The organism is Arthrobacter sp. IK3 (assembly GCF_051337705.1).
Lineage (GTDB): Bacteria > Actinomycetota > Actinomycetes > Actinomycetales > Micrococcaceae > Arthrobacter_B > Arthrobacter_B koreensis.
The window spans coordinates 178,300-201,377 of record NZ_JBPPSW010000005.1 but is presented as its reverse complement, the minus strand read 5'-3'; the positions used below and the strand labels follow the sequence as shown (position 1 = coordinate 201,377).

Here is a 23,078-nt window from a genome sequence, read left to right as displayed (position 1 = left end):
ATGGAGGACCTGATACCGCTCACTCCGCAGCTATGGACCGCCGTCGGGGAAACCCTCTGGATCGTGGGCCTCAGCCTGCTCTTCGGCGGGATAGGCGGGCTCCTCATCGGACTGGGCCTGTACACAACCAGGTCCGGGGCCCTGCTGGCCAACCGGGCCGTCTTCGGGGTGCTGAACGTGCTGGTGAACATCTTCCGTCCAATCCCGTTCATCATCTTCCTCGCGGCGGCCCAGCCGCTGGCACGTTCGGTGACCGGCAGCGGAATTGGCAACAACGCCATTATTTTCACCTTGTCCCTGGCCGCCGCGTTCGGCATCAGCCGGATCGTGGAACAGAACCTCCTTACTGTGCAGCCCGGGGTCATTGAGGCGGCAAGATCGGTAGGCGCCGGACGGCGGCGCATCATCGCCACCATCCTGATTCCGGAGGCACTCGGACCACTGATCCTGGGGTACACGTACATCTTCGTTGCGCTCGTAGACATGTCCGCGGTGGCGGGGTACGTGGGCGGCGGCGGCCTGGGTAACTTTGCCATCCAATACGGGTACCGGCAATTCAATCCGGTGGTGACCTGGGCGGCCGTGGCAGTAATCATCGTTCTGGTGCAGCTGGTCCAGTTCCTGGGTAACCAGACTGCACGGAAGGTGCTGCGCCGCTGAGCACCGGCTCTCCACAGCAGCGCGGACCTGTCCACGGCTGTGCGCCCGGACGGCGCTCCGGGGGAGAATGGTCCGGTGAGTACTCCCAAACCCGGCCTGGAACTGCCCGGCGGACCCTTCGACCTCCCGGTCCTGGGCCGCGGGCTGGTTTTTGCGGCCTCGCTGCCGGCAGCGGCGGAGGCCCTGGGGCCCGCAGCGGATCCTGCGGACCAGCACGGACCGGCGCGCCCGGGAGGTGCCGCCGTCGTGCAGGCACCACCCGGCACCGGCAAGACAACCCTGGTGCCGCCCCTGGTTGCCAACCTGGTGGCGGGCGGCCAGACGGGCAACCGTGGTGGCGGCGGGTTACCGCGCGTCATCGTGACCCAGCCCCGCCGGGTGGCAGCGCGCGCAGCCGCTCGCCGGCTGGCGGAGCTGGACGGCAGCGGGGTCGGGGAGCGTGTGGGATACACGGTCCGCGGCGAAAACCGGACCGGAGCGCAAACGCTGGTGGAGTTTGTGACCCCGGGGATCCTGCTGCGCCGGCTGTTGGCTGATCCGGGCCTGGAAGGGGCCGGCGCCGTCGTGCTGGATGAAGTCCATGAACGCGGCCTTGAAACCGACCTGCTCATAGGCCTGCTCGCGGAGGTGCGCCAATTGCGGCCGGACCTGGTGCTTTGCGCTATGTCCGCCACTCTGGACACGGAACACTTCGCGGGGCTGGTGGGAACCTCCGAAGTGCCTGCCCCGGTAATCGACTGCCCCTCGGCGCTCTATCCGCTCCACGTCCAATGGCAACCGCCCGCCGCGGCACGCCTGGACGAACGCGGAGTCACGCCGGCCTTCCTTGATGCCTTGGCCGGGCTCGCCGTCCGGGAGCATGCACGCGCCCTGGCCGGGACCCCGGACGTTGATGCCCTGGTGTTTGTTCCCGGTGCGCGGGAAGTGTCCCATGTTGCGCGGATCCTGCGGCAGGAGGCCGGCCCGGGCACGGAAGTCCTCGAACTGCATGGCCAAGCTCCGGCTGCTGAGCAGGACCGTGCGGTGTCCGGGCGGTCCGCCGGGGACAGGCCGCGCATTATCGTGTCCACCTCCCTCGCTGAGTCTTCCCTCACTGTTCCGGGGGTCCGCCTGGTGGTTGACTCCGGGCTGGCGCGCGAACCGCGGCGGGACGCGGCGCGGGGGATGAGCGGACTCGTCACCGTAAGTGCGTCCCGAGCATCGGCGCGCCAAAGGGCCGGGCGCGCCGCCCGGCAGGGACCGGGAACGGTAGTTCGGGCCTATTCGGAAGCCGCCTACGCAGCGGCGCCGGCGCATCCCACACCCGAGGCCGCGGCAGCGGACCTTACCGCTGCCGCATTGATCCTTGCCTGCTGGGGAACGCCGGGCGGCCGTGGCCTCGCGCTGCCGCAGCCGCTCCCCCCGGCCGCCCTCGAAGATGCCGAGGCCGTGCTGAAGGGAATCGGCGCCGTCGATGCGGACGGCAAGGCTACGGACACGGGACACCGGCTGGTCCGCATCCCCGCCGATCCCCGCCTGGCACGCGCGCTGCTGGACGGTTCACAGATCCTTGGCGCGCGCAGCGCGGCGGAGATCACTGCCATGCTCGCGGGAGACAGCCGGCCGTCCGGCGGTGACCTGGTGCGGCTTCTCGCTGCACTCCGCTCCGGCAGGGACCCGGGTTCGCATGCATTCGACCGTGAGGCCCGGCGCCTGCAGCGTCTCGTTGAACCGGCCGCGAAAGCTGCTTCGGGCACAGGCACGGAGACATCCCCGGCCGCCAGTGACGCCGTAGGGACGATGGTGGCGCTGGCTTTCCCGGACCGGGTGGCCCGGCGTGTTTCCGGTGCTGCCGGCGAGCAGTACCTGCTGGCATCGGGCACCCGGGCCGGACTGCCCGCTGACAGCCCGCTCCGCGGTCATGACTGGCTGGCGGTGGCTGAGGTTTCCCGGGCCGCAGGCCGCGCAGCGTCAGGCACGGGCGCAGTGATCCGCGCCGCTGCACCGCTTCGGCCGGAAGAAGCAGAAGCAGCTGCCTCCCAGCTGCTCACGCAGGACGTTACTGCAGTCTTCGACTCCGGCAAGGTGACCGCGCGCCGGGTTCGGCGGCTCGGCTCGATTGAGCTTTCCTCCACGCCGGTCCGGCCGGCCGCCCCGGAGGGACGGGCTGCGGTGGCGCGGGCCCTGGCCGGCCAGGGCCTCGACGCCATCGGCTGGTCGGCTTCGGCCGACGCCCTGCGCCGCCGGCTGGCGCTGCTGCACCGTGTGCTGGGTCCACCCTGGCCCGACGTTTCGGAGCCAGCCCTCCTTGCCGGCCTGGAGGGCTGGCTGGGGCCGGAGCTGGAAGCACTTGCAGGCGGCGCGCGGTCAGCGGGCATCGATCTCCTCGATCCGCTGCGCCGCCTGCTGCCCTGGCCAGAGGCCGCCAGGATGGCAGAACTGGTGCCGGAGAGGATCCTGGTTCCCAGCGGAACGCAGGAACGGATCAGTTATCCGGAGGTGGACGACGACGGGCCTCCCGTGCTGGCGGTGAAACTCCAGAAGTGCTTTGGCTGGGCTGAATCCCCGCTCCTGGCCGGCGGCCGGACCCGCCTGCAGTTCCATCTGCTTTCACCCGCGGGGCGTCCGCTGGCTGTGACCGATGACCTGGCGTCTTTCTGGTCCGGTCCCTATGCACAGGTGCGCGCAGAAATGCGCGGGCGCTATCCCCGCCATCCTTGGCCGGAGGACCCGTGGACCGCCCCGGCTACCGCAAGGACCAAAACACGCACGTGATGCGTCGCAGGCGGACAGCACCACAACGAGGCTGGGACCGGGCACGAAAAAGCCCGGCAACACTGTTTCGCGTTGCCGGGCCTGTGCACGCCGCAATCGTGCGCGGGAACGGGGATCAGGTGACGGGCTCAGCAAGGGACGTTGAGGAGGCCTGCCAGACGCCGTCGAGCACCGCGGCGGCCTCATCCTCCGTGACGCCCAGGGACAGCGAAATCTCAGTGAGCAGGGGACGCCGGGCATGGCGCAGCATGTCCCGCTCGGCGTGGGAAAGTCCCTTTTCCAGTGAACGGAGGGTGAGGTTGCGGACCACCCGGGCAACATCCGTGATGCTGCCGCTGGCCAGCAGTTCAGTGTTCTCCTTGAAACGTCTGGACCACTGTGTTTCTTCGGCATCCGCGCCTGCCTTGAGGACTTCCATCAGCTTTTGAAGCTGCGCTCCGTTAAGCACCGGGCGCAGTCCAACCTCGGCAGCCTTCGCCAGCGGGACCCAGACCTCGAGCCTGTTCGCCTGGACTTCCAGGACCAGGTACTCCATGTCTTCGCCGCGGACTTTGCGGGTGGCAACCCGGCGGATAGCTGCGGGACCGTGGTGGGGGTGGACTACGGTTTGACCTACGTTAAACGTCAATGTGATTACCTCTGGCTGCGTCGAATCCTGACCCGGTATCCGCCTTTGCGAGCCAGATGGACCGGCTCGCTGAGGGGAACACCGTCCCACTACAGGCCCCGTAGGCGAAGTGGCGGGAGCGCGGAGGCGGTACCAGCACATGGGTGAAGGTTCTGCCGGCCGCGAGTCTGGCATGTTCCATTATTTCACGTTCGGGGCTTGAGCACCCTGCCTGGAGCAGAGCGGGCTGATCCGGGTTCCCGGATCTGCCAGGGATGCCCGCGGCATTAAAGCAGGGCGCCCCCTTCGGGATCCGAAAGGGGCGCCCTGGGTGCTGCCGGCAAGAACCGGCGGCTACGCAGACTATGCGCGGTAGTAGACGGGGCCGGAGCCGAGGTTTGCGGTTGCGATAACGGTCTGGTTACCGTTCATCCCGCTGTGGATGGCCTGGCCGTCGCCGATGTAGATGGCGATGTGGGGGACACCGGCTCCGCCGTTGGCGTAGTAGATCATGTCGCCGGGCTGCGGGTCGGAGACCGGGGTGCCGTAGGCAGCCAGCTGTGCGGGGGACAGGTCGCCCACCGAGTGGCCTGCAGCGCGCAGTGCCTGCTCCACCAGGACGGTGCAGTCCTGCATGGCGCCGAGCTGGGAGTAGGCGGAGCTGACCATGATTGCGCCGGCGCCGGAAGCTGCCGCGGCGGGTGCCGGGGTCACAGCCTGCGTGGTGACGTTGCTCTCGTAACCGGTAAAGGTGCCGGGATCGGTGTACGAAGCAGCGGGGGCTGCGGCCTCGGCCGGAGCCGCATAGGTCTCAGCCGGAACGTAGGTCTCCACCGGTGCTGCGGCCACGGCCGGAGCTGCGGCGGCCTCACCGGAAACAGTGATGACGTCACCGGGGTAGATGATGGACGCCAGCGACAGCCCGTTCAGCGCCAGGACGCTGTCCAGGGTGACGCCGTAGGAGGCCGAGATTTCGCTCAGCGTGTCACCTGACACTACGGTGTGGGTTACGGCCGCCGCCGGAGCCGGGGTTTCAGCTGCCGGGGCAACCGCGGGCTGGGGGGCTGCGGGCTGGGCGGCCGGAGCGAAGGTGCTGGCTGCCGGTGCCGGGGTTTCGTTGATGACTGCGCTGGCCTGTGCCGGTGCTGCCATGCCGAACATGAGGCCTGAGCCTGCTACGACGGCTGCTGCGGTTCCGGTTACAGTGCGTGCCTTGACGGGTGCTGCCTTTGCGATGCTGGTCCAGATGCTGGACTCTGCGCAGTGACGTCCGCGATTCTTAGAAGACAAGGTATTACCTCTCCCTATACCTGCGAGGTGAGCTGTCGGGTTCGGATGGGAGTCACCCGGCCGCCGGTCTCATCCGGTCGGCTTAACCCCAAGGATTCAAAGGACCCAAAAAATTGGTTCCCCCGCCCCTGCCGTCGTATTGCAAAAGGGACCCCGGCCAAGCGGCAGAGCTAGGTAACGAGCCCGGGGCGCCGCATCAGGACTGCGGCATGCCAAGGACACTAACAGCAATTTCTTTTTGATTGCAATTCGGTAACGACGCCGTGTTGCCATTGTGTGCAGTGAGTCACGCGTGTTAGCTGAGCACCTTGCTGTCTAGTCTTATCACAGCAGTCCCGCGCGCCACATGCCAGCCGGGTCCGATATGGGCCCCCGGGCGGTCGCTGACGGCGCTTTGCCGCGGGGTCGGCAGGACGGCATGGCCGGTCCGGGTGCGGGGCAAAAGCCCCGGATTCAAGGGGAACGACACCTCGCCGGAGAGTGGGGCGCAGTGAAGGAATTCCCCATTTCAGCCGCCTGAATGGTCTCCAGCGGGCCGGCAGGTACGGTCCCGCCGGCCTGCAGGCGGGGATGGTTGCAGATCACAGTTATGCCGCACTCAACCCTTAGGCGTAGTGGTGATTCACACACTATTAGCCCGGATTGACCGGCGCTGCGACGGAGACCCCGCGCTGCCTTACGCGCGGGGAACGGAGCGCCGGACCGCAGTCCAGATGACCCACATGCCGCCAGCAGTAGTAAGGGCGGCAGCGGTAGGCAGCAGCCAGGTGACCGGCGTTCCTCCGGAGGCTGACACGGCTGCGTACAGCAGCCAGCACGCCGCCAGGGCCCCACCAGCAGCGCCTGCACAGAACCGCGGGGATTTACCCGCTGAAGCTCCCACGTATGCGGCTGCGCTGGCGGGGCAGGCGAACGATCCACCCAGGGCCGCGCCGCCCACGATAGTCCAGAGGACATAGCTGGAGAGGTCTCCAGGCTCGACGAGGGAGGCGGTAGTGAGCTGGAAGTTGACCATGGCGAGCGCCACGCCGGCCAGCGCGCCCAGCGGGATGAGGAGAAAGACGGGTCTACGGGTCCGTGCGGGCGTGCTGCTCATGCTGCCAACTCTATCCGCGGCGGCTGGACCCGGCAGAAATGAGAGGTGAATGACATCCCGCTTTTTATGAATGACTCAGAATAACTGCTAGAGTCTTATCAACGCCTGACGCCTACCGCCAGGCCTTCCCGTCCACAGCCGGTCACCCGCGAATGGACCGAGGACCCGTGCAGCCCGGCCAGACGGGCTGCTCCCACTTTTGACGCAACGCCGCCCAGGAGCCGGTGCACTTTGTGCTGCCCGGCTGCCCGGCCTCCGACCCATGAGGAGAACAATGTTCGAGACAACCACTTCCGCCCCCGCCCGCACCATCCAGCACCGGGCCGCAGTGCGGCAGCAGGGCCAGAGCCGCATTGAACGGACCGTTCCGGCCGGGCGCCTCGCTGCGCTGGGCGGCAATTACGTTGCAGCCTTCGGCCGGCCCGGGTCAGTTCCCGCACACCGGCATGCTCTCCTGTCCGGCGCCGCCTCCGGCCACGGCTACACCGCACGGTTTGACGGCGCGGAACACCGAACCCCTGCAGCAGCTGTAGACAGCTACACTGCCGTTTTTGGATCCGCCTCCGATGCGCCCGCCCCTGCTGAGCGTGCCCGCGGCAGCTACACGGACGCCAACCTCTGAGTCGGCGTCCCCCCGGGCGCAGCGGCCGGAGCATGCCCGGCAGCGCTAGGATGGGAAACCGCCGCGGGAACCAGCGGCGGTTCGCTGACCCGGATTGCCGGGTTCCTACGGCTGATTGCGGGGGACTGCCTTGGGCGCCATGGATGATTTGCTGGGCCCTGCCGAAGTAGCCGCCCTGCAGCGCAGCCTCGCCGCTGCCGCCCCGGCACCGGGGCTCGACCGGCTGCATGGAGTGGTGCCGGAGCTCAACGCGCTTTCGCTCCGCGGCAGGACGGATGTCCTTGCCACGGCACTCACCGAGTCCTATCCCTCCTACGCCGAAGCGGCCGCAGCGTACCGCGCAGCGCTGAAGGATGAGTCCTTCAAGGGGTGGATTATATGGCCGGTTTCTGAATCCTCCGTGACGCTGGCACTGGCTGGAGAGGATCCCGGAGACTTTGACGACGCGCTTGACCTGCTGGCGGAGCTGACCCCGCGCCTGACGAGTGAGTTCGCCATCCGCAGGCTCCTGGCCGCTGATATGGACCGCACCCTCGCCCGGGCCCGTACCTGGACACGGGATCCGGATCCACACGTGCGCCGCCTCGCCAGCGAGGGAACCCGAGCGTACCTGCCGTGGGCTATCCGCGTTCCCGGGCTGCTTGAGAACCCGGAGGCCACACTGCCTCTCCTGGATGCTCTCCGGGATGACCCCAGCGAGGACGTGCGCCGGTCCGTGGCGAACCACCTCAACGACATTGCCCGCCATGCCCCTGAGGTCACTCTCCGCACGTGTGCCCGTTGGCTGGATTCACCGTCGCGCTACACGGACCGCCTGGTCCGGCACAGTCTCCGGACCCTGGTCAAAAAAGCCCACCCGGGTGCGCTCTCCCTGCTGGGATTCGAACCCGCCGAGATCCGGGTGGACGGGCTTTGCACCTCCACCCCGGCCATCACGCTCCCGGGCAGGCTCCGCTTCGGGTTCACCCTGACGAATACCGGAAGTACGGCTGCGAAGCTGGCAGTGGACTACGTGGTGCACTACGTAAAGGCCCGTGGCGGAAGTGCCCCCGCCGTCTTCAAGCTGGCGGTGCTTAACCTGGAGCCGGGGGAATCCCGCGCCCTCTCCGCTTCGCATGCACTGCATCAGATGACCACCCGCCGACACTACGCGGGAACGCACCGGCTGGAGATCCAGGTTAACGGGATCCGCAACGGGTCGCTGGCTTTCGAGGTGGACCTGGCGGATCCGGTGTGAATCCTTCTGCGGGCACGGTGCCGGAGAGCCGCCTGCCGCAGCCGCTATTCATGACCGCGGTGTCCGTGGCGCAGCGCCGAACGGTGACCGCAGCACACCGGCGGCGTACTGTCGAACTGTGCCTGGGCCTGCCGGGCCGGGCGGCCGCCGGCGGGTCCCGCGCCCATCACAAGTGGTATTCCTTGGTTTCGTAGCCGCAGCCCTCTGCGGAACGGGACTGCTCATGCTCCCTGCCTCGGGTGCGGTTCCCGGCAGTGCCTCCTTTACGGATGCACTTTTCACCGCAGTGTCCGCCCTGTGCGTCACCGGACTGTCCGTAGTTGAAACCCACGTGTACTGGTCCACGTTTGGACATGTGGTGATCCTGGTCCTGATCCAGGTGGGCGGACTGGGTGTCATGACGTTCGCGTCCATAGTGGGCCTTGCCGTCATCGGACGGTTCAGTTTCCGGTCGCGGCTGCAGGCCGTGGCGGAAAACCGCAGCCAGGACCTGGACAGCACACCCAGGGTGATTGGCGGCGTCGTTCTCATCTCCCTGGTAACCGAAGCAGTGATAGCCCTGCTGCTGGCCCTTCGGTTCTGGCTCGGCTACGGGAAGGACCCCGGCGAAGCCGTCTGGCTGGGGGTATTCCATGCCGTCTCCGCGTTCAACAATGCCGGGTTCTCGCTGTTTCCCCGGAACCTGGAGGGCTTCGCCGCTGACCCGCTGGTGTGCCTTCCGGTGGCCACCGCCGTCATTATCGGGGGACTGGGCTTTCCGGTGCTCGTCCAGCTGCGCCGTGCCTGGCGTAAGCCGCTGCGCTGGACCATCAATACCCGTCTGGTGCTGTGGGGAACACTGATCCTGCTGCCGGCCGGAACGGTGTTCCTTGCCCTGTGCGAATGGAACAACCCACAGACCCTCGGTGCCCTCTCCGGTCCGGAGCGGCTTCTCGCCGCGTTCTTTATGTCCGTCCAGACCCGGACAGCAGGCTTCAGCTCAGTCGAGGTTGGGCAGATGGAGCCGCTCTCCTGGCTGGGAATGGATGTGCTGATGTTCATTGGTGCCGCACCGGCAGGAACCGGGGGCGGCATCAAGGTAACAACGTTCGCTGTGCTGGTGTACGCAGTCGCCGCCGAGGTGCGGGGCAATGAGCAGGTGACTGCCCTCGGCAAGGCACTGCCTGCGTACGCCGCCCGGCAGGCGCTGGTGGTGGTGCTTGTTGCTGCCGGAGTCATCGCCGTCTCGACCGGGGCACTGATGGCCATGTCCAGTTATCCGATGGACCGGCTGCTGTTCGAGACAGTCTCCGCCTTCGGGACAGTGGGGCTCTCTGTGGGCGTCTCGACTGCACTTCCCGTAGCAGGGGAGCTGATCCTGGTGGTACTTATGTTCACAGGAAGGCTCGGACCGCTTCTGCTCGCCTCCGCGCTCGTCCTGCGGGAGCGCAGGTTCCGGTACAGACTCCCCGAAGAAAGGCCGATCATTGGCTAAGTTCAACCTGTTCAACGGCCGGGAGGCGGAGCGGATCAGTGAGTCCGACGCCGTAGCGGTGATTGGTCTTGGGCGGTTTGGGCAGGCCCTGGCGCTGGAGCTCATGGCCAACGGCGTCGACGTCCTGGGCGTGGACGGGGACCGGCGGGTGGTGCAGGGCCTGGACGGGCGGCTTACCTACGTAGTGATGGCCGATGCCACGCGGGAAGATGTGCTGCGGCAGCTGTCCATCCCGGAGTTCAACCGGGTGGTGGTGGCCATCGGCCAGGACATCGGGGCCAGCATTCTCACGGTATCCCTGCTGCTGCGTTTTGGAGTGCCTCAGATCTGGGCGGAGGCGGTCACCGAAGCCCACGGGACGGTCCTCGAGCAGCTGGGCGTGCACCACGTTGTCTTTCCGGAAAAGGACATGGGGCGCCGCGTGGCCCACCTGGTCCAGGGCAGTCTGCTGGACTACATCCCGCTGGGCGGGAACTTCGCCGTGATCGAAACCGCCCCGCGTGAATTCCTGGCCGGCTCCACGATTTATCAGTCCCAGGTCCGGAGGCGGTTCGGCGTGGTGATCGTTGCGGTCCGCAAGTCCGACGGCGAGTGGCGGTTTGCCGAGCCCGACCTCCTGATCGAAGAGGGCGACGAACTCCTCGTCGCGGGGCCCGCGCGAAAGGCGGAGCGCTTTAGCCGGCGCTAACACGGCGAAAGGCACGCGCCCGGACGCTGCCGCCCGGTTGTTCGGTATGTGTCGCCATCATGACGCAGCGGAAAAGAGGGTGCTTATATACTCGTTGCCAAGTTGGATGCTGTCCAAAATTAGCTGGATTCCAACGTAAGGATGTTCGCCTGCAAGGAGCCGCCATGACCTCGACCGCCCGGCCAACCGCACCTGACGGCCTGGCATTCCGGCGGCTCGTCCCCGGCCTGCTCCGGGCCGGCTGGGATGTGCTGCGACGGGGTGGATGGCGCCTGCTCGTCGTCTACGCCCTCAGCCAGGTCATCCCGCTTGCCCTCGTCTCTCCGCTGATCCATTGGATGTTCACCCAGGCACTTGCTTCCGCGGGGGCCCATGCGGTGACATCAGAGGCAATTACCGGAATGCTCGCCAGCGGAATTTCAGTCACCTGGCTGGCGGGACTGTGCGTGGTAGCGCTGCTGGCCGTTTCCCTGCAGCTCAGCGTCCTGGTGGTGGCGGTGGACCAGGTGCGCCGCGGTGCCGGCCTTCGGCCCCGGATACTAAGAGCCAAGCTACTGTCCCTCATGCGCCGCCTCACCCGGCCCGGATTCCTGCCCCTCGGCATGTACCTGTTCCTGGTGGTTCCGCTGACGCAGGCGGGCGTCTTCTCCGTCCTCACGCATTCGATTGCCATTCCGAACTTTGTCAGCGGTGAGCTGCTCAAGTCGACGCAGGGGACACTGGTCTACGCATCCTTCCTGCTCGTTGCGGGCACTGCCGCGCTGCGGTATTCCCTCGCGGTGCCGCTGTTCGCCGTGTACGGCGTGCCCGGCGGAAAAGCGATGCGTCTGAGCCGGCGCGCGACGGCGCGGACCTTCCCCGCCCTGCTTGCAGCCGGCGGCACAGCGGCGGCGGCTGCCCTGCTGGCTGGTGCCGCCCTGGTGGTGCTGACAATCCTGCCCACCCTTGCCGCGGACCTGGTCTATCCCCGGGCGGCGGCCGGAGTGGCAGCCCTTGCCCTGGGTGCCGCCCAGATTACCGGTGTGGCGATCGCTGGCAGCTTGGTGCTCTTCGTCGCCGGAATGCTCCTGGAGCTCGTGGACCGCAACATGCCCCGGCTGGGCCTGGACGGGCAGTCAGGGGAGCGGATAGCTGAGCCGGTGGCCGCACTCGCGCCGCCCGTCACGCGTAGCCGCCGAAAGGTAACCGCTGCCCTGGTGGCGGGCGCCGCCGTCGTGCCCGCGCTGATCCTCGGGCTCATCAACATCCCGGTCATGGAGGGTCTTCGTGATGTTCCCCGGACCCTGGTCCTGGGGCACCGGGGGTTCAGCGGCGGAGGGGTAGAGAATACGGTCTCCGGGCTGCGCGCCGCGGCGGCCGCAGGCACCGACCTGGTGGAGATGGACGTCATGCAGACTGCCGACGGCGGGTTTGTGGCTATGCATGATGCCTCCCTCGCGCGGCTGGCGGCGCGCAGTGAAGCTGTGGCGGACCTGACCCTTTCCGAGCTGACGTCCATCACCGTGCGGGACCAGTTTGGCCATGCCGACTCGATTCCCTCGCTCCGGGACTATGTCCTCGCGGCCCGCGAGGCAGGCCAGCCGCTGCTGATTGAGCTGAAGCTCCACGGCGGGGAAACCGGGGACTACGTCGAGCGGCTGGTCGCCGAGCTGGAGTCGCTGAATGCCCTGGAGCAGAACATCTACCACTCGCTGAGCCTGGAGAAGGCCGAAGAGCTGAAGCGCCTGCGGCCGGGGCTCTATGTGGGGCTGACCCTCGCCGTGGCCGGCGTCGCGTCACCGCAAACGACCGCCGACTTTATTGTGGTGGAGGAAGCCTCCTACACCCCGGCGGTCCGTGAGTCAGCCTGGGCTGACGGGAAGGAGGTCTATGTGTGGACCGTGAACGGTGCCGATGCCATCCGCAGCATGCTCCGGGACAACGTCGACGGCATCATCACCGACCATCCGGATATGGCACTGGCGGACCGGAGCTCGATGGGGCCGGGAGAACCCATGAGTTCAAAGCTTTACGACGCCGTCATGCGCTTCGTGGTGATCTTCTAGCCGCCGCTGGCCCTAGGCGAGGGACATAAAGAGCTTCTCCATTTCCTTGCGGTCCAGGGCGGGGTCATCGCTCGTCAGGCACTGCTCAAGGCCTGAAGCGATAATGGCGAAACCGGCCCGGTCCACTGCCTTGGACACTGCCGAGAGCTGCGTAACTATGTCCTTGCAGTCCCGCCCCTCTTCGAGCATGCGCGTTACCGCCGCCAGCTGTCCCTGGGCACGCTTGAGGCGGTTGATGATCGGCGTGGTGTCTTCGCTGTCCAGCTGCATGGTTTCTCCTGTGCGGGGTGTGCGGTGTTGGCACGACTGCTCCCATGGTATACCCCGGTGGGTAATTTGCATACCCTGGGGGGTATGCTGGATAGTGGGTGCTGCCGCCGGGCACCGGCTCGGCGGGCAAAGTCACGCTAGGAGAGAATCATGTGCCGTGCCGTAAAGTGCCGCAGCTGCGGAAAGTCCACCTGGGCAGGCTGCGGGAACCACGTCCAGGAGGTCATGCGGAACATTCCGAAGCCGGACCGCTGTACCTGTGACCGGAATGCACCGGCCCCGAAGGCTGAGAACGCGGGCTGGCTGGCAAGGATTTTTGGCCGCTGACCGGGCGCCGCACTGGAGGGTGCAGCTCAGTCCCTGCGGTCCTGCACCCTCCGGAGAGCCGTCCGCGAGCGTCCGCGGGCTAGAGCACTACGCCGTCCGGCAGGTCCGGTGCGTCAAACTTCTGCCGTTCACACTCGGCCTTCAGCTGCGGATACGTCTGGGCAATCAGGTCCAGGATCCGGTTGCGGACAACCAGGTACGCTTCGCCGACCCCCACAACCCCCTTGAACTCCTCCAGCTCCGCTTCATAGGAAGTTTGTTTGTGCCTCAGGTAGTTCACGGTCATCCGGTCCCGCCGCGCCTGCGATGTACGGGGTCCGGCAGGGGACTGGCTTCGCCGTAGCCGGGAGTTGTAGTGGTCCAGCGCCCGCTGCTGGACCTCCTCCCACGGTTCGCGGAGGATACGGAGTTCGAGCGCCTGCGCCGCGGCAACAGCTTCCTTCTTCTTCGCCAGCGAGCGCTCCCTGGCAGCAAGCTGGCGCTTCCTCGAAGCCTCGCGGGCCTTCCGAAAGTCCTCCGTCGATTCAACGGCTTCCACCCGTTCCCTGGCATAGAGCTTCATGGGGGCGGCTTTGCGCGAGAATGGATTACGGGCCGTCCGGTCCGGCTCCGCCAGGAAGGACTTGATCTGGGTCTCCGTCCACCCGCGGTCCTTCTTCAGGTCCGCCGCGATCAGGAAATCTTCGCTGTTGGCAGGTTTTGGACGCGGCGGATGGTGCTTCCCTCGGGACATTCAGGACTTCTTCGATGGTGCGGACGGGGCGGCTCCCAGTCTAGTGGCCGTCCCGGGCACGACGGCGGCGCCGCCCGAAAGATCCGGAGTGCGCCGCCGTCGTTCTGCACCGCAGCACTGTTACCCGCCGTACGTCCGGGGGAGGGGAATGCCGCGCTGCTCCATAACGAGCCTCAACCGGGTGGGATAGTCGGTGATGATGCCGTCCACACCGAGGTCTATGAGGTAGTTCATCACGGCAGGCTCGTTGACCGTCCACGGCACAATCTTCAGCCCGGACTCCCTGGCTTCGGCGACCATCCGCTGCGTTACCGAAGTATAGAGCGGCGAGACGACGTCGTAGCCCTGCGCCGCGGCAGCCTTCACCGCTGACCCGTCGTAGTCGTCAATGTCGATACCGCCCAGGATCGGCGCGGCACCCGGCCGGCCGATCTCGAGCGTCTCCGGAGCAGCCACCAGGGCAACCCGGACCAGGCGCGGGTCCAGCCGGCCCGCAAGGTTCAGCGCCGACCAGTCGAAGGACTGGATGGTCACACGCTCAGCCATCCCGGACTTGCGTATCTCACGGACTACCGCCCGGGTCAGTGCCTCCATTCCGGGCCCGCCCGCCCGGCCGTCCTCGACCTTGGTTTCGATGTTGAAGCCAACCTCGCGCGCCTTTAGCTCGCGGGCGAGGGCAAACACGTCCTTGAGCTCGGCGATCCTGTTCCCTTCCGCAACCTGCTGCTCCGGGAACCCGGGCAGCTGGGCGAAACCGCAGTCGAGGGTCTTAAGCTGCGCCAGCGTCAGCTCGGAGACCCTGTCTCCCACGTACGGAAAGTCCGGATCGCCGGCGGAAGCCGGTTCGGTGTCACGGCATTTCGCAGCCAGGATGACGTCGTCATGCCATACCACCACGGCGCCGTCCTCACTGAGGTGGGTGTCCAGCTCTAGTGTGCTGACGCCCAGCCGGAGCGAATGTCGGAAGGCAGCCAGCGACTCCTCCGTATACTCACCCCGGCCGCCGCGGTGGGACTGCAGGTCCAGCGCGGAGCTGGCCGTCCCGGACCGCATCTGCTCAACCATGACCTCGAAAATGCGGGTGTCCTCGTAGAAGCCCCCGAGCTTTTCCGACCCCGGTCCCATTGCCGTCAGCGGAACATCCAGCGCAGTGTGGCCTTCGGTGGTCCAGTCGACGGAGAACACCTGGTCCGAGTTCGCTACCGGCAGCGGTCCGTCTTCGGCTGATATTCCGTCGCCGGACTCGTCCCCGGTGTCATTGAACGCTTCGATGGTCATGCCGCCGGTCTGGTGGTCCCCGACGACAATAAGCAGGGTGTTCCCGTCAGCTTCAGCGAAATCCCTGGCCACCGCGACGGACTGCTCGAAGGCGATCCCGGATTTGATGGTCAGTTCGGCGTCGTTGACGTGGGACATCGAATCGATTCCCTCGTCTTCCACCAGCAGGAAGAACCCGCCGCCGGTCCCTGCGTTGCCGCCGCCCTGACCCGGACCGCCGCCGTGGCGCGCCTGGGCTGCAGGAGCGGAGAGCAGTTCCAGCGCCTTCTGGGTCATGGTGGTCAGCGGGACCGCTGGTTCATAGATTTCCTCGACGTCGTCGCCGTACTGGAACATCTCCTCGTTGGCGAAGAGTCCAAGCACCTTCGGCCCCTGCGCCTGCAGAAGGCCTGCCTCGTCCCAGACATACTCGTAGCCGTCCGCCCGGGCCTGCTCCACGAGGTTGACCGGACCGGTGCTCTCCTCGGAAGGATCTTCGGGCGGATTGTCCGGATGCATGCCGGGGCTCCCCGCGGGATACCAGTGGTCCTCGCCTCCGCCCAGGATGAGGTCCGGCCGGCTGGATTCAAGGAACTGCCGGGCTATCTCGCTTTGCTCGCCGCGGTCCGCCACGTGCGATCCGAATGCTGCCGGCGTGGCATCCGTTACCTGGGCCGTCGTGACCAGGCCCGTCGACTTGCCCAGGGCGGCAGCGATCTCCAGTGCGGTGGGCACGGGCACCCCATTGAGGTCGACGCCGATTGCCCCGTTATACGTTTTCACTCCGGTGGACATGGTGGTAGCGGCAGCCGCCGAATCGGTGACGAACGTTTCCGGGTCTGCGGAGTTGGTGTGGACCAGTCCCAGTTCGGGAAGGGAGTCCATGACCAGTTCCCCGGTCAGCCCCACGTGGGAGAGCCGGATGGCGTTGCGCTGGGCGGTGCCCATGCCGTCCCCGACCATAAGGATGATGTTCCTGGCCCCCTGGGGCTTGTCCGGCCGGGGCTTTTTCGGCCCGTGGTCCTTCTTGTTGCCGGCCTGCTCCAGGCCCGGGGGCGACTCCGGCGGATTCGGCGCCGTGGCGGCCCCGGACGAACAGCCGGAAAGAATCAGGCCGCCCACTGCCGCCGTCGCCAGTGCCAGTTTTCCCTTGTTCATTTGTGGTTTCCCGTCTCAGAGTGCGCGAGTGATGACGCATGCCCCCTCATCAAGTGCGCTCACCCTTCCGGCGCAACGGCGGCACTGTCAACCGCACCGGGGAAAACCGGGCACCCGAGGACCGTTACGGGGGGACCTATTCGAAGCGGGATGGATCTCCCGTGCCGTGCCGGACTACTTCTGCGGCACCGCTTGAGTAGTCGATGACGGTTGTCGGGTCCGGGCCGCAGAACCCCGAATCCACCACGGCGTCCAGCTGGTGCCCCAGGGTGTCCTGGATTTCCCATCCTTCCGTCAGGGCCTCTTCCTGGCCCGGCAGCAGCAGCGTGCTGGACAGAATGGGTTCGCCAAGGTCCTCCAGGAGCGCCTGAACAACTTTGCTGTCGGGGATCCGCACGCCTACGGTCTTCTTCTTTGGATGCAGGAGGCGGCGCGGAACCTCCTTCGTGGCCGGCAGGATGAAGGTGTAGCTGCCCGGGGTCACGGCCTTGATGGCACGGAATACGTCATTGTTGACCTGGACAAACTGGCCCAGCTGGGCGAAGTCGCGGCACATCAGCGTGAAGTGGTGCTTCGAATCAAGCTCACGGATGCTGCGGATCCGGTCAAGGGCTTCGCGGTTGCCGAGCTGCGCGCCGAGGGCGTAGCAGGAGTCCGTGGGATAGGCGATCAGCCCTCCGTCCCGCAGGACGGCGGTGACCTGTGCGATGGTCCGCGGCTGGGGATTATCGGGATGGACGTCAAAGTATCTGGCCATGTGCTGAGCTTACGCGCACCGCCCGTCCTGGTGGGGTGAACATGCTGTGGCGGCGGACTGCTCCCGCAAACTGCCCGGAGTGCGTTACCGTGGGCAGGCAAAGGCCAACCGGCCGCCCAGGGCGGCTGACGAGTCAAATCCGAGGGAGGGCCCCATGCCGGAGCGGACCCGTGGCATGAGAAAAAAGCGCACCGAGCCCCGGCCTCTCGCCCGCGCAGAGAAGGTGCTTATCGGCCTGCAGCTCACCACCGGAACTGCCGCGGTTTTATCCGGTGCGGTGCTGGCGGCCCGCCCTGACGGCTCGTTCCTTCATGCCGGTCCGCGTGTCCTGGAGCGTACTCCCTTCCGGGACTGGCGCGTTCCCGGCCTCCTCCTGGCTGCCGGGTGCGGCGGCGGCTACCTCGCTGCAGGATCCCTGCAGCTGCTGCGGCATCCTGCGGCACCGCTGGTCTCCGCGGCTGCCGGCGCTGCACTCGTAGGGCTGGAGGCCTGGGAAACCGCCGTTATAGAATTCCAGCCCCTCGAAGTGTTCTACGCGGCAGTCGGCGGAGCGGTAACGGCGCTGGCGATCCGCTCTGCCCGGGCGGGCGCGCGCACCCGCCGGTCCAGCGGGGCCTAGGAACTGCCGTCTTCGATGCTGACCATCCAGCTTGTGCCGAACCTGTCCGTCAGCATGCCGAAGACATCGCCCCACGGTGCGCGCTCCAGCGGCAGGGTCATCTGTCCTCCGTCGAGCAGCTTGTCCCAGTAGCCGCGCAGTTCCTCGCCGTCGTCGCCGCTGAGCGAGATCGAATAGCTGCTGCCTTCATCCAGGTTCATGCTGTTCGGGGTATCCGAGGCCATTAAGACGAACCCCTTCTCCGTGGTCAGCGCCGAATGCATGATCTTCCCGGCTTCCGAAGGGTCCTCGCTGGCATTCATGTCCCCGAAGGTGGAGCTCTCGAGTGTGCCGCCGAAAACCCCCTGGTAGAAGGCCATTGCCTCGGCTGCGTTGTCCCGGAAACTCAGGTAGGGATTCATGTGGATGGGCATGGCAGGTCCTCTCTGAACTGTTTGGGGCCGGCATCAGCCGGTGGACAAAAGTATGCCCTTGGCCACACCGGCGGGGAAGGGGCTGCCCGCCGGCGTAGCGTTGGATGGTTAGGTTAGGCAACCTCACGGAAGAACCAGGACCACGGAGCGCACAGTGCCGCAAGAGAACGACAGGAAGATGCAGGGCGTGAAGCGCTCCGCGACCGGCGACGGCGGTCAGGCGGGGACGCGGCGGCTTTGGACGCGCGCCTTTAGCCTGGCCATTGCGGTCAACTTCTTCATGTCACTGGTCTTCTACCTGCTCATGACCTCCATGGCGCTTTACGCCGTTGAACGGTTTGGAGCGTCGGACACGGCGGCCGGGCTTACGGCGGGTTCATTTGTCCTGGGCGCCCTCGCCGCCAGGATCTTCGCCGGCAAGTTCCTGGACTTCCTGGGCCGGCGGCGGATGCTGATGGTTGGCCTGCTGCTGTACACCGTGGCAGCCCTGTTCTACATCCCGGCCGGCAGCCTCGGCGTCCTGATCACCATCCGGATCCTGCACGGCGCCGCGTTCGGCCTGGCCAGCACCGCCATTTCAGCCTCCGTGATGAGCCTGATTCCCGTGGGGCGCCGGGGTGAGGGGACAGGGTACTTCGGTATCTCCGCCACTCTGGCCACCGCCGTCGGGCCCTTTCTGGCGGTGCTCCTGGTGGACCGTGCCGGCTACAGCGTTCTTTACCTGGTCACGGCGGTCAGTGCTGCCTCTGCCCTGCTGGTGGCACTGGCACTCAAGCTCCCCGAACGGACGCTCTCCGCAGCCGAAACAGCAGCCAAATGGCGGATGCGGCCGTCAGACTTCTTTGAACCGCGCGCAGCGGCCGTTGCATCCGTCATGCTCGTGGCAGGAGTGGCCTACTCCGGAGTCCTGACCTTCCTGAACTCCTACGCCCAGGAGAAGGACATGGTTGCCGCGGCTTCGGCCTTCTTCCTGATCTATGCGGGGATCGTCCTGATATCCCGCTTCGTGGTGGGCCGGCTGCAGGATTCGAAGGGAGACAACGCCGTCGTCTATCCAATCCTGGCGTCATTCGCCGTTGGCCTTGGCTTGCTGGCCTGGGCGCCGAACACCGCTGTCCTGGCCCTGGCCGGTGCCTTCGTGGGGATGGGCTTCGGAGCCCTCATGCCAACCGCCCAGGCGATTGCCGTCACGGTGGCCCCCGACCACCGGATCGGGATTGCCACCTCGACGTTCTTCCTGCTCCTGGATGCCGGAATTGGCCTGGGCCCTTTCCTGCTGGGCCTGCTGATCCCGCTGACGGGATTCTCCGGCATGTACGCCGTTCTGGCCGCCGTTGTTGCGGCGGCGATGGTCCTGTACCACTTTGTCCACGGCCGGCGGGCACGCAGGCGCGCCGCCGCCTGAGGCCGGGACGCCAAGCCACTGCTGGCACGCGGGCCGGGAGGCGGGTAGCCTGCCTCCATGGCGGCCAAAGCAACCTCCCTGTCAGTGCCCGGACCACAGGGCGTCCGTGACGTCCGCATCTCCAGCCCCGACCGTGTGCTCTGGCCGGAATCCGGTTTCACGAAACTGGACCTGGCAAACTACATCGTTGCCGTAGGCCCGGCCTTTATTGCCGCCAACGGAAACCGGCCGCTGTCCCTGCAGCGGTTCCCGGACGGAATCGACGGCGAACAGTTCTTTTCCAAGAATCCGCCCAAGGGTGCTCCGGACTACGTGCGGGATGTCATGGTGGTCTATCCCAGTGCCCGTTCCCATCCCCAGCTTGTTATCGACGAGCCGGCGGCGGCGGTCTGGGCCGTGCAGATGAATACGGTGGTGTTCCATCCCTGGCCATCCCTCGCATCGGACCCGGACAATCCGGACCAGTTGCGCATTGACCTGGATCCGCAGCCGGGAACCGGCTTCGACGACGCAGTGCCCGCGGCGACAGCGCTCCGCGAAGTGCTGGCGGAAGCGGGACTCGAGGCTTTTGTGAAGACGTCGGGAAACCGCGGCCTGCACGTCTTCGCCCCCATTGAACCGGTGCGGGAATTCCAGGACGTGAGGCATGCGGTAATCGCCGCCGCCCGTGAACTTGAACGCCGGATGCCCGCCAAGGTAACGACGTCGTGGTGGAAGGAAGAGCGCGGCGAGAAAGTCTTCGTTGACTTCAACCAGGCAAACCGCGACCGCACGATGGCGGGAGCCTACAGCCCGCGGGCGCTGCCGCACGCCCCCGTGTCCACTCCCATTACCTGGGATGAGCTGGAGACGGTTGATCCCCGTGACTTCACCGTGGAAACCGTGCCGCAGCGTCTGGTGGATACCGGCGATCCCTGGGCCGCGTTCGGAAGGTCCCAGGGCAGCATCGACACGCTTCTTCAGTGGTGGCAGCGGGATCTGGACAACGGCCTGGGAGAGCTGCCCTTCCCTCCGGATTACCCGAAAATGCCCGGAGAGCCGCCCCGCGTCCAGCCGAGCCGGCGGAAGATGGACCTGCCGGAGACATAGGTGTGATTAGGGTCACCAGCCCTGCGGGGAAGCGAAACAGGCATAACGCTGTTAACAAGTCCTGGTAAGTTCGCCAACCAGAAAGTGTCTTTCATGAGCAACAGCACCACCCAGGCAAGCCAGGATCAGTTCGTCGTGGACAGCGAGGCGCTGGACACCCTTTTCCTGGAAGCACGCACCGCCAACACGTTCAGCTCCGAACCGGTGACCGAGGAGCAGATGCGGGCCATCTACGAACTGACCAAGATGGGCCCCACGTCGATGAACATCCAGCCGATGCGCATCACCTGGGTCAACTCGCCTGAAGCCCGGGAACGGCTGGTCAAGCACATGGCTGAGGGGAACCAGGGCAAGACCGCCTCCGCCCCCGCCGTAGCAGTGCTCAGCTTCGACACTGAATGGCACGAAGGCTTCCCGACCTTCTTCCCGCACGCCGCAGACCGCAAGGCGATGTTCGACGGCAATGATGAGCTGCGAAGCGTCATGGGCAACAACAACGCCCACATGCAGGCTGCCTACTTCATTATGGCTGTCCGTTCCGTGGGCCTTGCCGCCGGTCCCATGGGTGCGTTCGACGCCGCTGCCATCGATGCCGAGTTCCATGCCGGCACGAACCGGCGCACCTTCATGGTGGTCAACGTCGGCAAACCGGGGGAGAACCCCTGGTTCGACCGCCTGCCGCGCTACGACTACGACGAAGTAACCACTACGCTTTAGTTCGTTCTTCCGCGAGGAACACGGAAAGGGCCGGCCCCGTGCCGGTCCTTTCTGCTGTCCGGGCCGCGGCCGGGCGCTGCCCTGCCTTTCGCCGGCGGATGCCCGGTGGGAGGATGGCATAGGCCGGAGAGCAGGGGACATGGCAACTATTTCAGTAGTGATACCCGCACGGAACGACGCCGCCTTCCTCCGCGGGTGCCTGGCTGCCCTGGGACAGCAGACCCGCCGAGCTGATGAGATTCTGGTGGTGGACAACGAGTCCACCGATGAGACCGCCGCAGTCTGCGATGCGGCCGGGGTGCGCCGCGTCGCTGAGGCACTGCCGGGGGTCGCAGCGGCTACGGCCCGCGGATTCGATGCCGCGAACTGCGAGCTGCTGGCCAGGCTCGATGCAGACTCCGTGCCTCCGCCGGACTGGCTGGAGCGGATCGAAGCACTGTCGGAAACCGCGGGACCGCTCACGGTGGTCACCGGACCGGGAAGCTTCTATGGCGGGAACCGGCTTACCCGCTGGATCGCCGAAAACCTGTACATAGCCGGTTACCGCTGGTCGATGAACCTGCTGATGGGACACCCGCCGATCTTCGGTTCCAACTTTGCGCTTCCTGCCTCGCTCTGGAAACGCCTGCGCGAGGGCGTGCACCGCTCCAGCTCCCGCATCCATGACGACCTGGACCTTAGCTGGCAGGTTGCACCGGATATGAACGTCCTGTGGGTTGAGTCGCTCCGGGTCGGTGTCTCTGCCCGCCCACTCGAAACCTGGTCCGGACTGGGAAGGAGGCTTTCCATGGCCTGGGCCACGTTCTCGGCGGATTTTCGGCAGCAGGGCCCCCTGCAGCGGCGAAGGTTCCGGCGGCAATGGCAGCTGGGACAACAGCCAGGTGGAGCCTACGGACCGGCTGGAGGGCCTGCATCTCCGTAGAGCGCGAGCAGGTCACGGGCCAGCTGGTTGGGTGCTGTCTCGCAGGGACTGTGACCTCCGCGGTAGACGGCCAGCCTCCCCCTGATGGCCCGGGCAAACGCCGCATGCACACGGTTGGGCCACACGTCGTGCTCCCCCACGGCTACGAGCTTCGGCAGCGGCTGGGCAGCGAGCTGCCGGCGGACGTCCGGGACGTTGCGCATCAGCGTGATGATGTCCCGGATCGACTGCCGGCGCGTGTACCTGAACCGACGGCGCACAAAGTCCATCCGGGAGGGTGGCACCCGGACGAAATTGCGCTTAACTCCCCAGACAATGAGGTCCGCGCTGACCGGACCGGAGACCAGGGGGGAGAGCGGCCCGAGGATGCTCACGGAGCGGAAGGCCAGGCCCGGTTCAGGGGGTGCGCTCATGAGCGTGAGCGTCCGGAAGCTTTCCGGACGGCGCAGCAGTGCCAGCTCGGCGATGACGCCGGCAAATGAGTAGCCCAGGACGTGTGCCGGTTCGCCCAGCTGGTCCAGGACGGCAAGCAGGTCCTCGACATACAGGTCATAGTCATAGTGCCGGCGCGGAGGGGAAAGATTCTCCGGGCCGGCAGCGGCCGACTCATACTGTCCGGCAAGGTCATAGGCCTGGACGTAATAGCCCTGTCCCGCCAGCAGCGGCATGAGCAGCGAAAAATCCTCCTTGGACCCCATGACACCGGGCACCAGCAATACCGGTGTGCGGCCGGGATCTCCCATCGCTGCGGCCGCCAGCATGCCGCTGGGAGCCTTGAGGCTGAGCCGGACTGACCCCTGGGGCAGGACGGACCAGTCGATGGATCCCAGGCGGGCGTCCAGTTCGGCTGCCGGTGGGGCGGCAGTGCCGAAGCCGGCGCCGTCGGACGCTTTGGGAACCTCGCCATCCGGAAGGGCCATACTCAACGATAGCTAGAG

The 23,078-nt window shown here is 66.5% G+C and carries 21 protein-coding genes and 1 riboswitch; of the genes, 12 read left to right on the top strand and 9 right to left on the bottom strand.

Annotation, left to right across the window (positions count from 1 at the left end):
- Both ACSLGO_RS08755 and hrpB read left to right on the top strand, forming a co-directional pair.
- The gene (locus ACSLGO_RS08755) at positions 1 to 660 is read left to right on the top strand and encodes a methionine ABC transporter permease (protein WP_091605201.1); all 660 of its coding nucleotides are present in this window, start codon (positions 1 to 3) and stop codon (positions 658 to 660) included.
- Positions 661 to 735: 75 nt separating this feature from the next.
- Positions 736 to 3,414 (top strand): ATP-dependent helicase HrpB, encoded by a 2,679-nt coding sequence (gene hrpB, locus ACSLGO_RS08750; protein WP_436400934.1) that lies wholly within the window; start codon positions 736 to 738, stop codon positions 3,412 to 3,414.
- A gap of 115 nt (positions 3,415 to 3,529) precedes the next feature.
- Here hrpB and ACSLGO_RS08745 read toward each other — a convergent pair whose 3' ends face one another.
- The 3 genes from ACSLGO_RS08745 to ACSLGO_RS08735 form a co-directional block, all read right to left on the bottom strand.
- Positions 3,530 to 4,042 (bottom strand): CarD family transcriptional regulator, encoded by a 513-nt coding sequence (locus ACSLGO_RS08745; RefSeq protein WP_176697587.1) that lies wholly within the window; start codon positions 4,040 to 4,042, stop codon positions 3,530 to 3,532.
- Between the two features lie 342 nt (positions 4,043 to 4,384).
- Complete coding sequence (locus ACSLGO_RS08740; protein ID WP_263128901.1) at positions 4,385 to 5,311, bottom strand: C40 family peptidase; 927 nt, start codon at positions 5,309 to 5,311, stop codon at positions 4,385 to 4,387.
- Positions 5,312 to 5,314: 3 nt separating this feature from the next.
- Positions 5,315 to 5,480, bottom strand: a riboswitch (cyclic di-AMP (ydaO/yuaA leader).
- A gap of 507 nt (positions 5,481 to 5,987) precedes the next feature.
- The gene (locus ACSLGO_RS08735; RefSeq protein ID WP_436400933.1) at positions 5,988 to 6,407 is read right to left on the bottom strand and encodes a hypothetical protein; all 420 of its coding nucleotides are present in this window, start codon (positions 6,405 to 6,407) and stop codon (positions 5,988 to 5,990) included.
- Positions 6,408 to 6,681: 274 nt separating this feature from the next.
- Between ACSLGO_RS08735 and ACSLGO_RS08730 the strand changes: the two genes are divergently transcribed.
- The 5 genes from ACSLGO_RS08730 to ACSLGO_RS08710 all read left to right on the top strand — a co-directional run bounded on the left by ACSLGO_RS08730 (position 6,682) and on the right by ACSLGO_RS08710 (position 12,473).
- The gene (locus ACSLGO_RS08730; protein WP_436400932.1) at positions 6,682 to 7,029 is read left to right on the top strand and encodes a hypothetical protein; all 348 of its coding nucleotides are present in this window, start codon (positions 6,682 to 6,684) and stop codon (positions 7,027 to 7,029) included.
- Between the two features lie 139 nt (positions 7,030 to 7,168).
- Entirely contained in the window at positions 7,169 to 8,266 is a 1,098-nt protein-coding gene (locus tag ACSLGO_RS08725) for a DNA alkylation repair protein (protein ID WP_436400931.1), read from the top strand.
- 172 nt (positions 8,267 to 8,438) lie between these two features.
- Positions 8,439 to 9,740 carry a TrkH family potassium uptake protein gene (locus ACSLGO_RS08720; protein WP_436400930.1) on the top strand — a complete coding sequence of 434 codons (1,302 nt, stop codon included), beginning with the start codon at positions 8,439 to 8,441 and terminating at the stop codon, positions 9,738 to 9,740.
- Positions 9,733 to 10,428, top strand: coding sequence for a potassium channel family protein (locus ACSLGO_RS08715; RefSeq protein ID WP_386916508.1), 696 nt, complete (start codon positions 9,733 to 9,735; stop codon positions 10,426 to 10,428). The genes ACSLGO_RS08720 and ACSLGO_RS08715 overlap by 8 nt, the downstream gene beginning before the upstream one ends.
- Before the next feature lie 164 nt (positions 10,429 to 10,592).
- Positions 10,593 to 12,473, top strand: a complete 1,881-nt coding sequence (locus tag ACSLGO_RS08710) for a glycerophosphodiester phosphodiesterase family protein (protein ID WP_386916511.1) — start codon at positions 10,593 to 10,595, stop codon at positions 12,471 to 12,473.
- A gap of 12 nt (positions 12,474 to 12,485) precedes the next feature.
- On the opposite strand, the gene ACSLGO_RS08705 is transcribed toward ACSLGO_RS08710, so the two are convergent.
- The 4 genes from ACSLGO_RS08705 to ACSLGO_RS08690 form a co-directional block, all read right to left on the bottom strand.
- The gene (locus ACSLGO_RS08705; protein WP_091605178.1) at positions 12,486 to 12,743 is read right to left on the bottom strand and encodes a metal-sensitive transcriptional regulator; all 258 of its coding nucleotides are present in this window, start codon (positions 12,741 to 12,743) and stop codon (positions 12,486 to 12,488) included.
- A gap of 406 nt (positions 12,744 to 13,149) precedes the next feature.
- Positions 13,150 to 13,803, bottom strand: coding sequence for a hypothetical protein (locus ACSLGO_RS08700; protein WP_091605175.1), 654 nt, complete (start codon positions 13,801 to 13,803; stop codon positions 13,150 to 13,152).
- A 120-nt stretch (positions 13,804 to 13,923) separates the two neighbouring features.
- The gene (locus ACSLGO_RS08695; protein WP_436400929.1) at positions 13,924 to 16,218 is read right to left on the bottom strand and encodes an alkaline phosphatase; all 2,295 of its coding nucleotides are present in this window, start codon (positions 16,216 to 16,218) and stop codon (positions 13,924 to 13,926) included.
- 136 nt (positions 16,219 to 16,354) lie between these two features.
- Positions 16,355 to 16,975: an L-threonylcarbamoyladenylate synthase gene (locus tag ACSLGO_RS08690; protein ID WP_091605172.1), complete on the bottom strand. Its 621-nt coding sequence runs from the start codon at positions 16,973 to 16,975 to the stop codon at positions 16,355 to 16,357.
- A gap of 175 nt (positions 16,976 to 17,150) precedes the next feature.
- On the opposite strand from ACSLGO_RS08690, the gene ACSLGO_RS08685 reads away from it, so the two are divergent.
- Complete coding sequence (locus ACSLGO_RS08685; RefSeq protein WP_433123574.1) at positions 17,151 to 17,594, top strand: hypothetical protein; 444 nt, start codon at positions 17,151 to 17,153, stop codon at positions 17,592 to 17,594.
- Here ACSLGO_RS08685 and ACSLGO_RS08680 read toward each other — a convergent pair.
- Positions 17,591 to 18,007 carry a VOC family protein gene (locus ACSLGO_RS08680; protein WP_263128910.1) on the bottom strand — a complete coding sequence of 139 codons (417 nt, stop codon included), beginning with the start codon at positions 18,005 to 18,007 and terminating at the stop codon, positions 17,591 to 17,593. The two genes, ACSLGO_RS08685 and ACSLGO_RS08680, sit on opposite strands and share 4 nt — an antisense overlap.
- A 154-nt stretch (positions 18,008 to 18,161) precedes the next feature.
- On the opposite strand from ACSLGO_RS08680, the gene ACSLGO_RS08675 reads away from it, so the two are divergent.
- From ACSLGO_RS08675 to ACSLGO_RS08660, 4 genes are all read left to right on the top strand, one after another.
- Positions 18,162 to 19,412, top strand: coding sequence for an MFS transporter (locus tag ACSLGO_RS08675; protein ID WP_325786762.1), 1,251 nt, complete (start codon positions 18,162 to 18,164; stop codon positions 19,410 to 19,412).
- A 57-nt stretch (positions 19,413 to 19,469) separates the two neighbouring features.
- The gene (gene ligD / locus ACSLGO_RS08670; RefSeq protein WP_436400928.1) at positions 19,470 to 20,501 is read left to right on the top strand and encodes a non-homologous end-joining DNA ligase; all 1,032 of its coding nucleotides are present in this window, start codon (positions 19,470 to 19,472) and stop codon (positions 20,499 to 20,501) included.
- A 93-nt stretch (positions 20,502 to 20,594) separates the two neighbouring features.
- Positions 20,595 to 21,218 (top strand): malonic semialdehyde reductase, encoded by a 624-nt coding sequence (locus ACSLGO_RS08665; protein WP_091605160.1) that lies wholly within the window; start codon positions 20,595 to 20,597, stop codon positions 21,216 to 21,218.
- A 139-nt stretch (positions 21,219 to 21,357) separates the two neighbouring features.
- On the top strand, positions 21,358 to 22,140 hold the full coding sequence (locus ACSLGO_RS08660; RefSeq protein WP_263128913.1) for a glycosyltransferase family 2 protein: 783 nt from the start codon (positions 21,358 to 21,360) through the stop codon (positions 22,138 to 22,140).
- On the opposite strand, the gene ACSLGO_RS08655 is transcribed toward ACSLGO_RS08660, so the two are convergent.
- On the bottom strand, positions 22,107 to 23,060 hold the full coding sequence (locus ACSLGO_RS08655) for an alpha/beta fold hydrolase (RefSeq protein WP_263128914.1): 954 nt from the start codon (positions 23,058 to 23,060) through the stop codon (positions 22,107 to 22,109). The two genes, ACSLGO_RS08660 and ACSLGO_RS08655, sit on opposite strands and share 34 nt — an antisense overlap.
- Between the last annotated feature and the right edge of the window lie 18 nt (positions 23,061 to 23,078).

Bases quoted from the DNA above. Each gene is read 5' to 3' on its own strand.
- ACSLGO_RS08755 (WP_091605201.1), top strand. From the start codon at position 1: ATGGAGGACCTGATACCGCTCACTCCGCAGCTATGGACCGCCGTCGGG.
- ACSLGO_RS08735 (WP_436400933.1), bottom strand. From the start codon at position 6,407: ATGAGCAGCACGCCCGCACGGACCCGTAGACCCGTCTTTCTCCTCATC.
- ACSLGO_RS08730 (WP_436400932.1), top strand. From the start codon at position 6,682: ATGTTCGAGACAACCACTTCCGCCCCCGCCCGCACCATCCAGCACCGG.
- ACSLGO_RS08725 (WP_436400931.1), top strand. From the start codon at position 7,169: ATGGATGATTTGCTGGGCCCTGCCGAAGTAGCCGCCCTGCAGCGCAGC.
- ACSLGO_RS08710 (WP_386916511.1), top strand. From the start codon at position 10,593: ATGACCTCGACCGCCCGGCCAACCGCACCTGACGGCCTGGCATTCCGG.
- ACSLGO_RS08705 (WP_091605178.1), bottom strand. From the start codon at position 12,743: ATGCAGCTGGACAGCGAAGACACCACGCCGATCATCAACCGCCTCAAG.
- ACSLGO_RS08700 (WP_091605175.1), bottom strand. From the start codon at position 13,803: ATGTCCCGAGGGAAGCACCATCCGCCGCGTCCAAAACCTGCCAACAGC.
- ACSLGO_RS08695 (WP_436400929.1), bottom strand. From the start codon at position 16,218: ATGAACAAGGGAAAACTGGCACTGGCGACGGCGGCAGTGGGCGGCCTG.
- ACSLGO_RS08690 (WP_091605172.1), bottom strand. From the start codon at position 16,975: ATGGCCAGATACTTTGACGTCCATCCCGATAATCCCCAGCCGCGGACC.
- ACSLGO_RS08685 (WP_433123574.1), top strand. From the start codon at position 17,151: ATGAGAAAAAAGCGCACCGAGCCCCGGCCTCTCGCCCGCGCAGAGAAG.
- ACSLGO_RS08680 (WP_263128910.1), bottom strand. From the start codon at position 18,007: ATGCCCATCCACATGAATCCCTACCTGAGTTTCCGGGACAACGCAGCC.
- ligD (WP_436400928.1), top strand. From the start codon at position 19,470: ATGGCGGCCAAAGCAACCTCCCTGTCAGTGCCCGGACCACAGGGCGTC.
- ACSLGO_RS08665 (WP_091605160.1), top strand. From the start codon at position 20,595: ATGAGCAACAGCACCACCCAGGCAAGCCAGGATCAGTTCGTCGTGGAC.
- ACSLGO_RS08660 (WP_263128913.1), top strand. From the start codon at position 21,358: ATGGCAACTATTTCAGTAGTGATACCCGCACGGAACGACGCCGCCTTC.
- ACSLGO_RS08655 (WP_263128914.1), bottom strand. From the start codon at position 23,060: ATGGCCCTTCCGGATGGCGAGGTTCCCAAAGCGTCCGACGGCGCCGGC.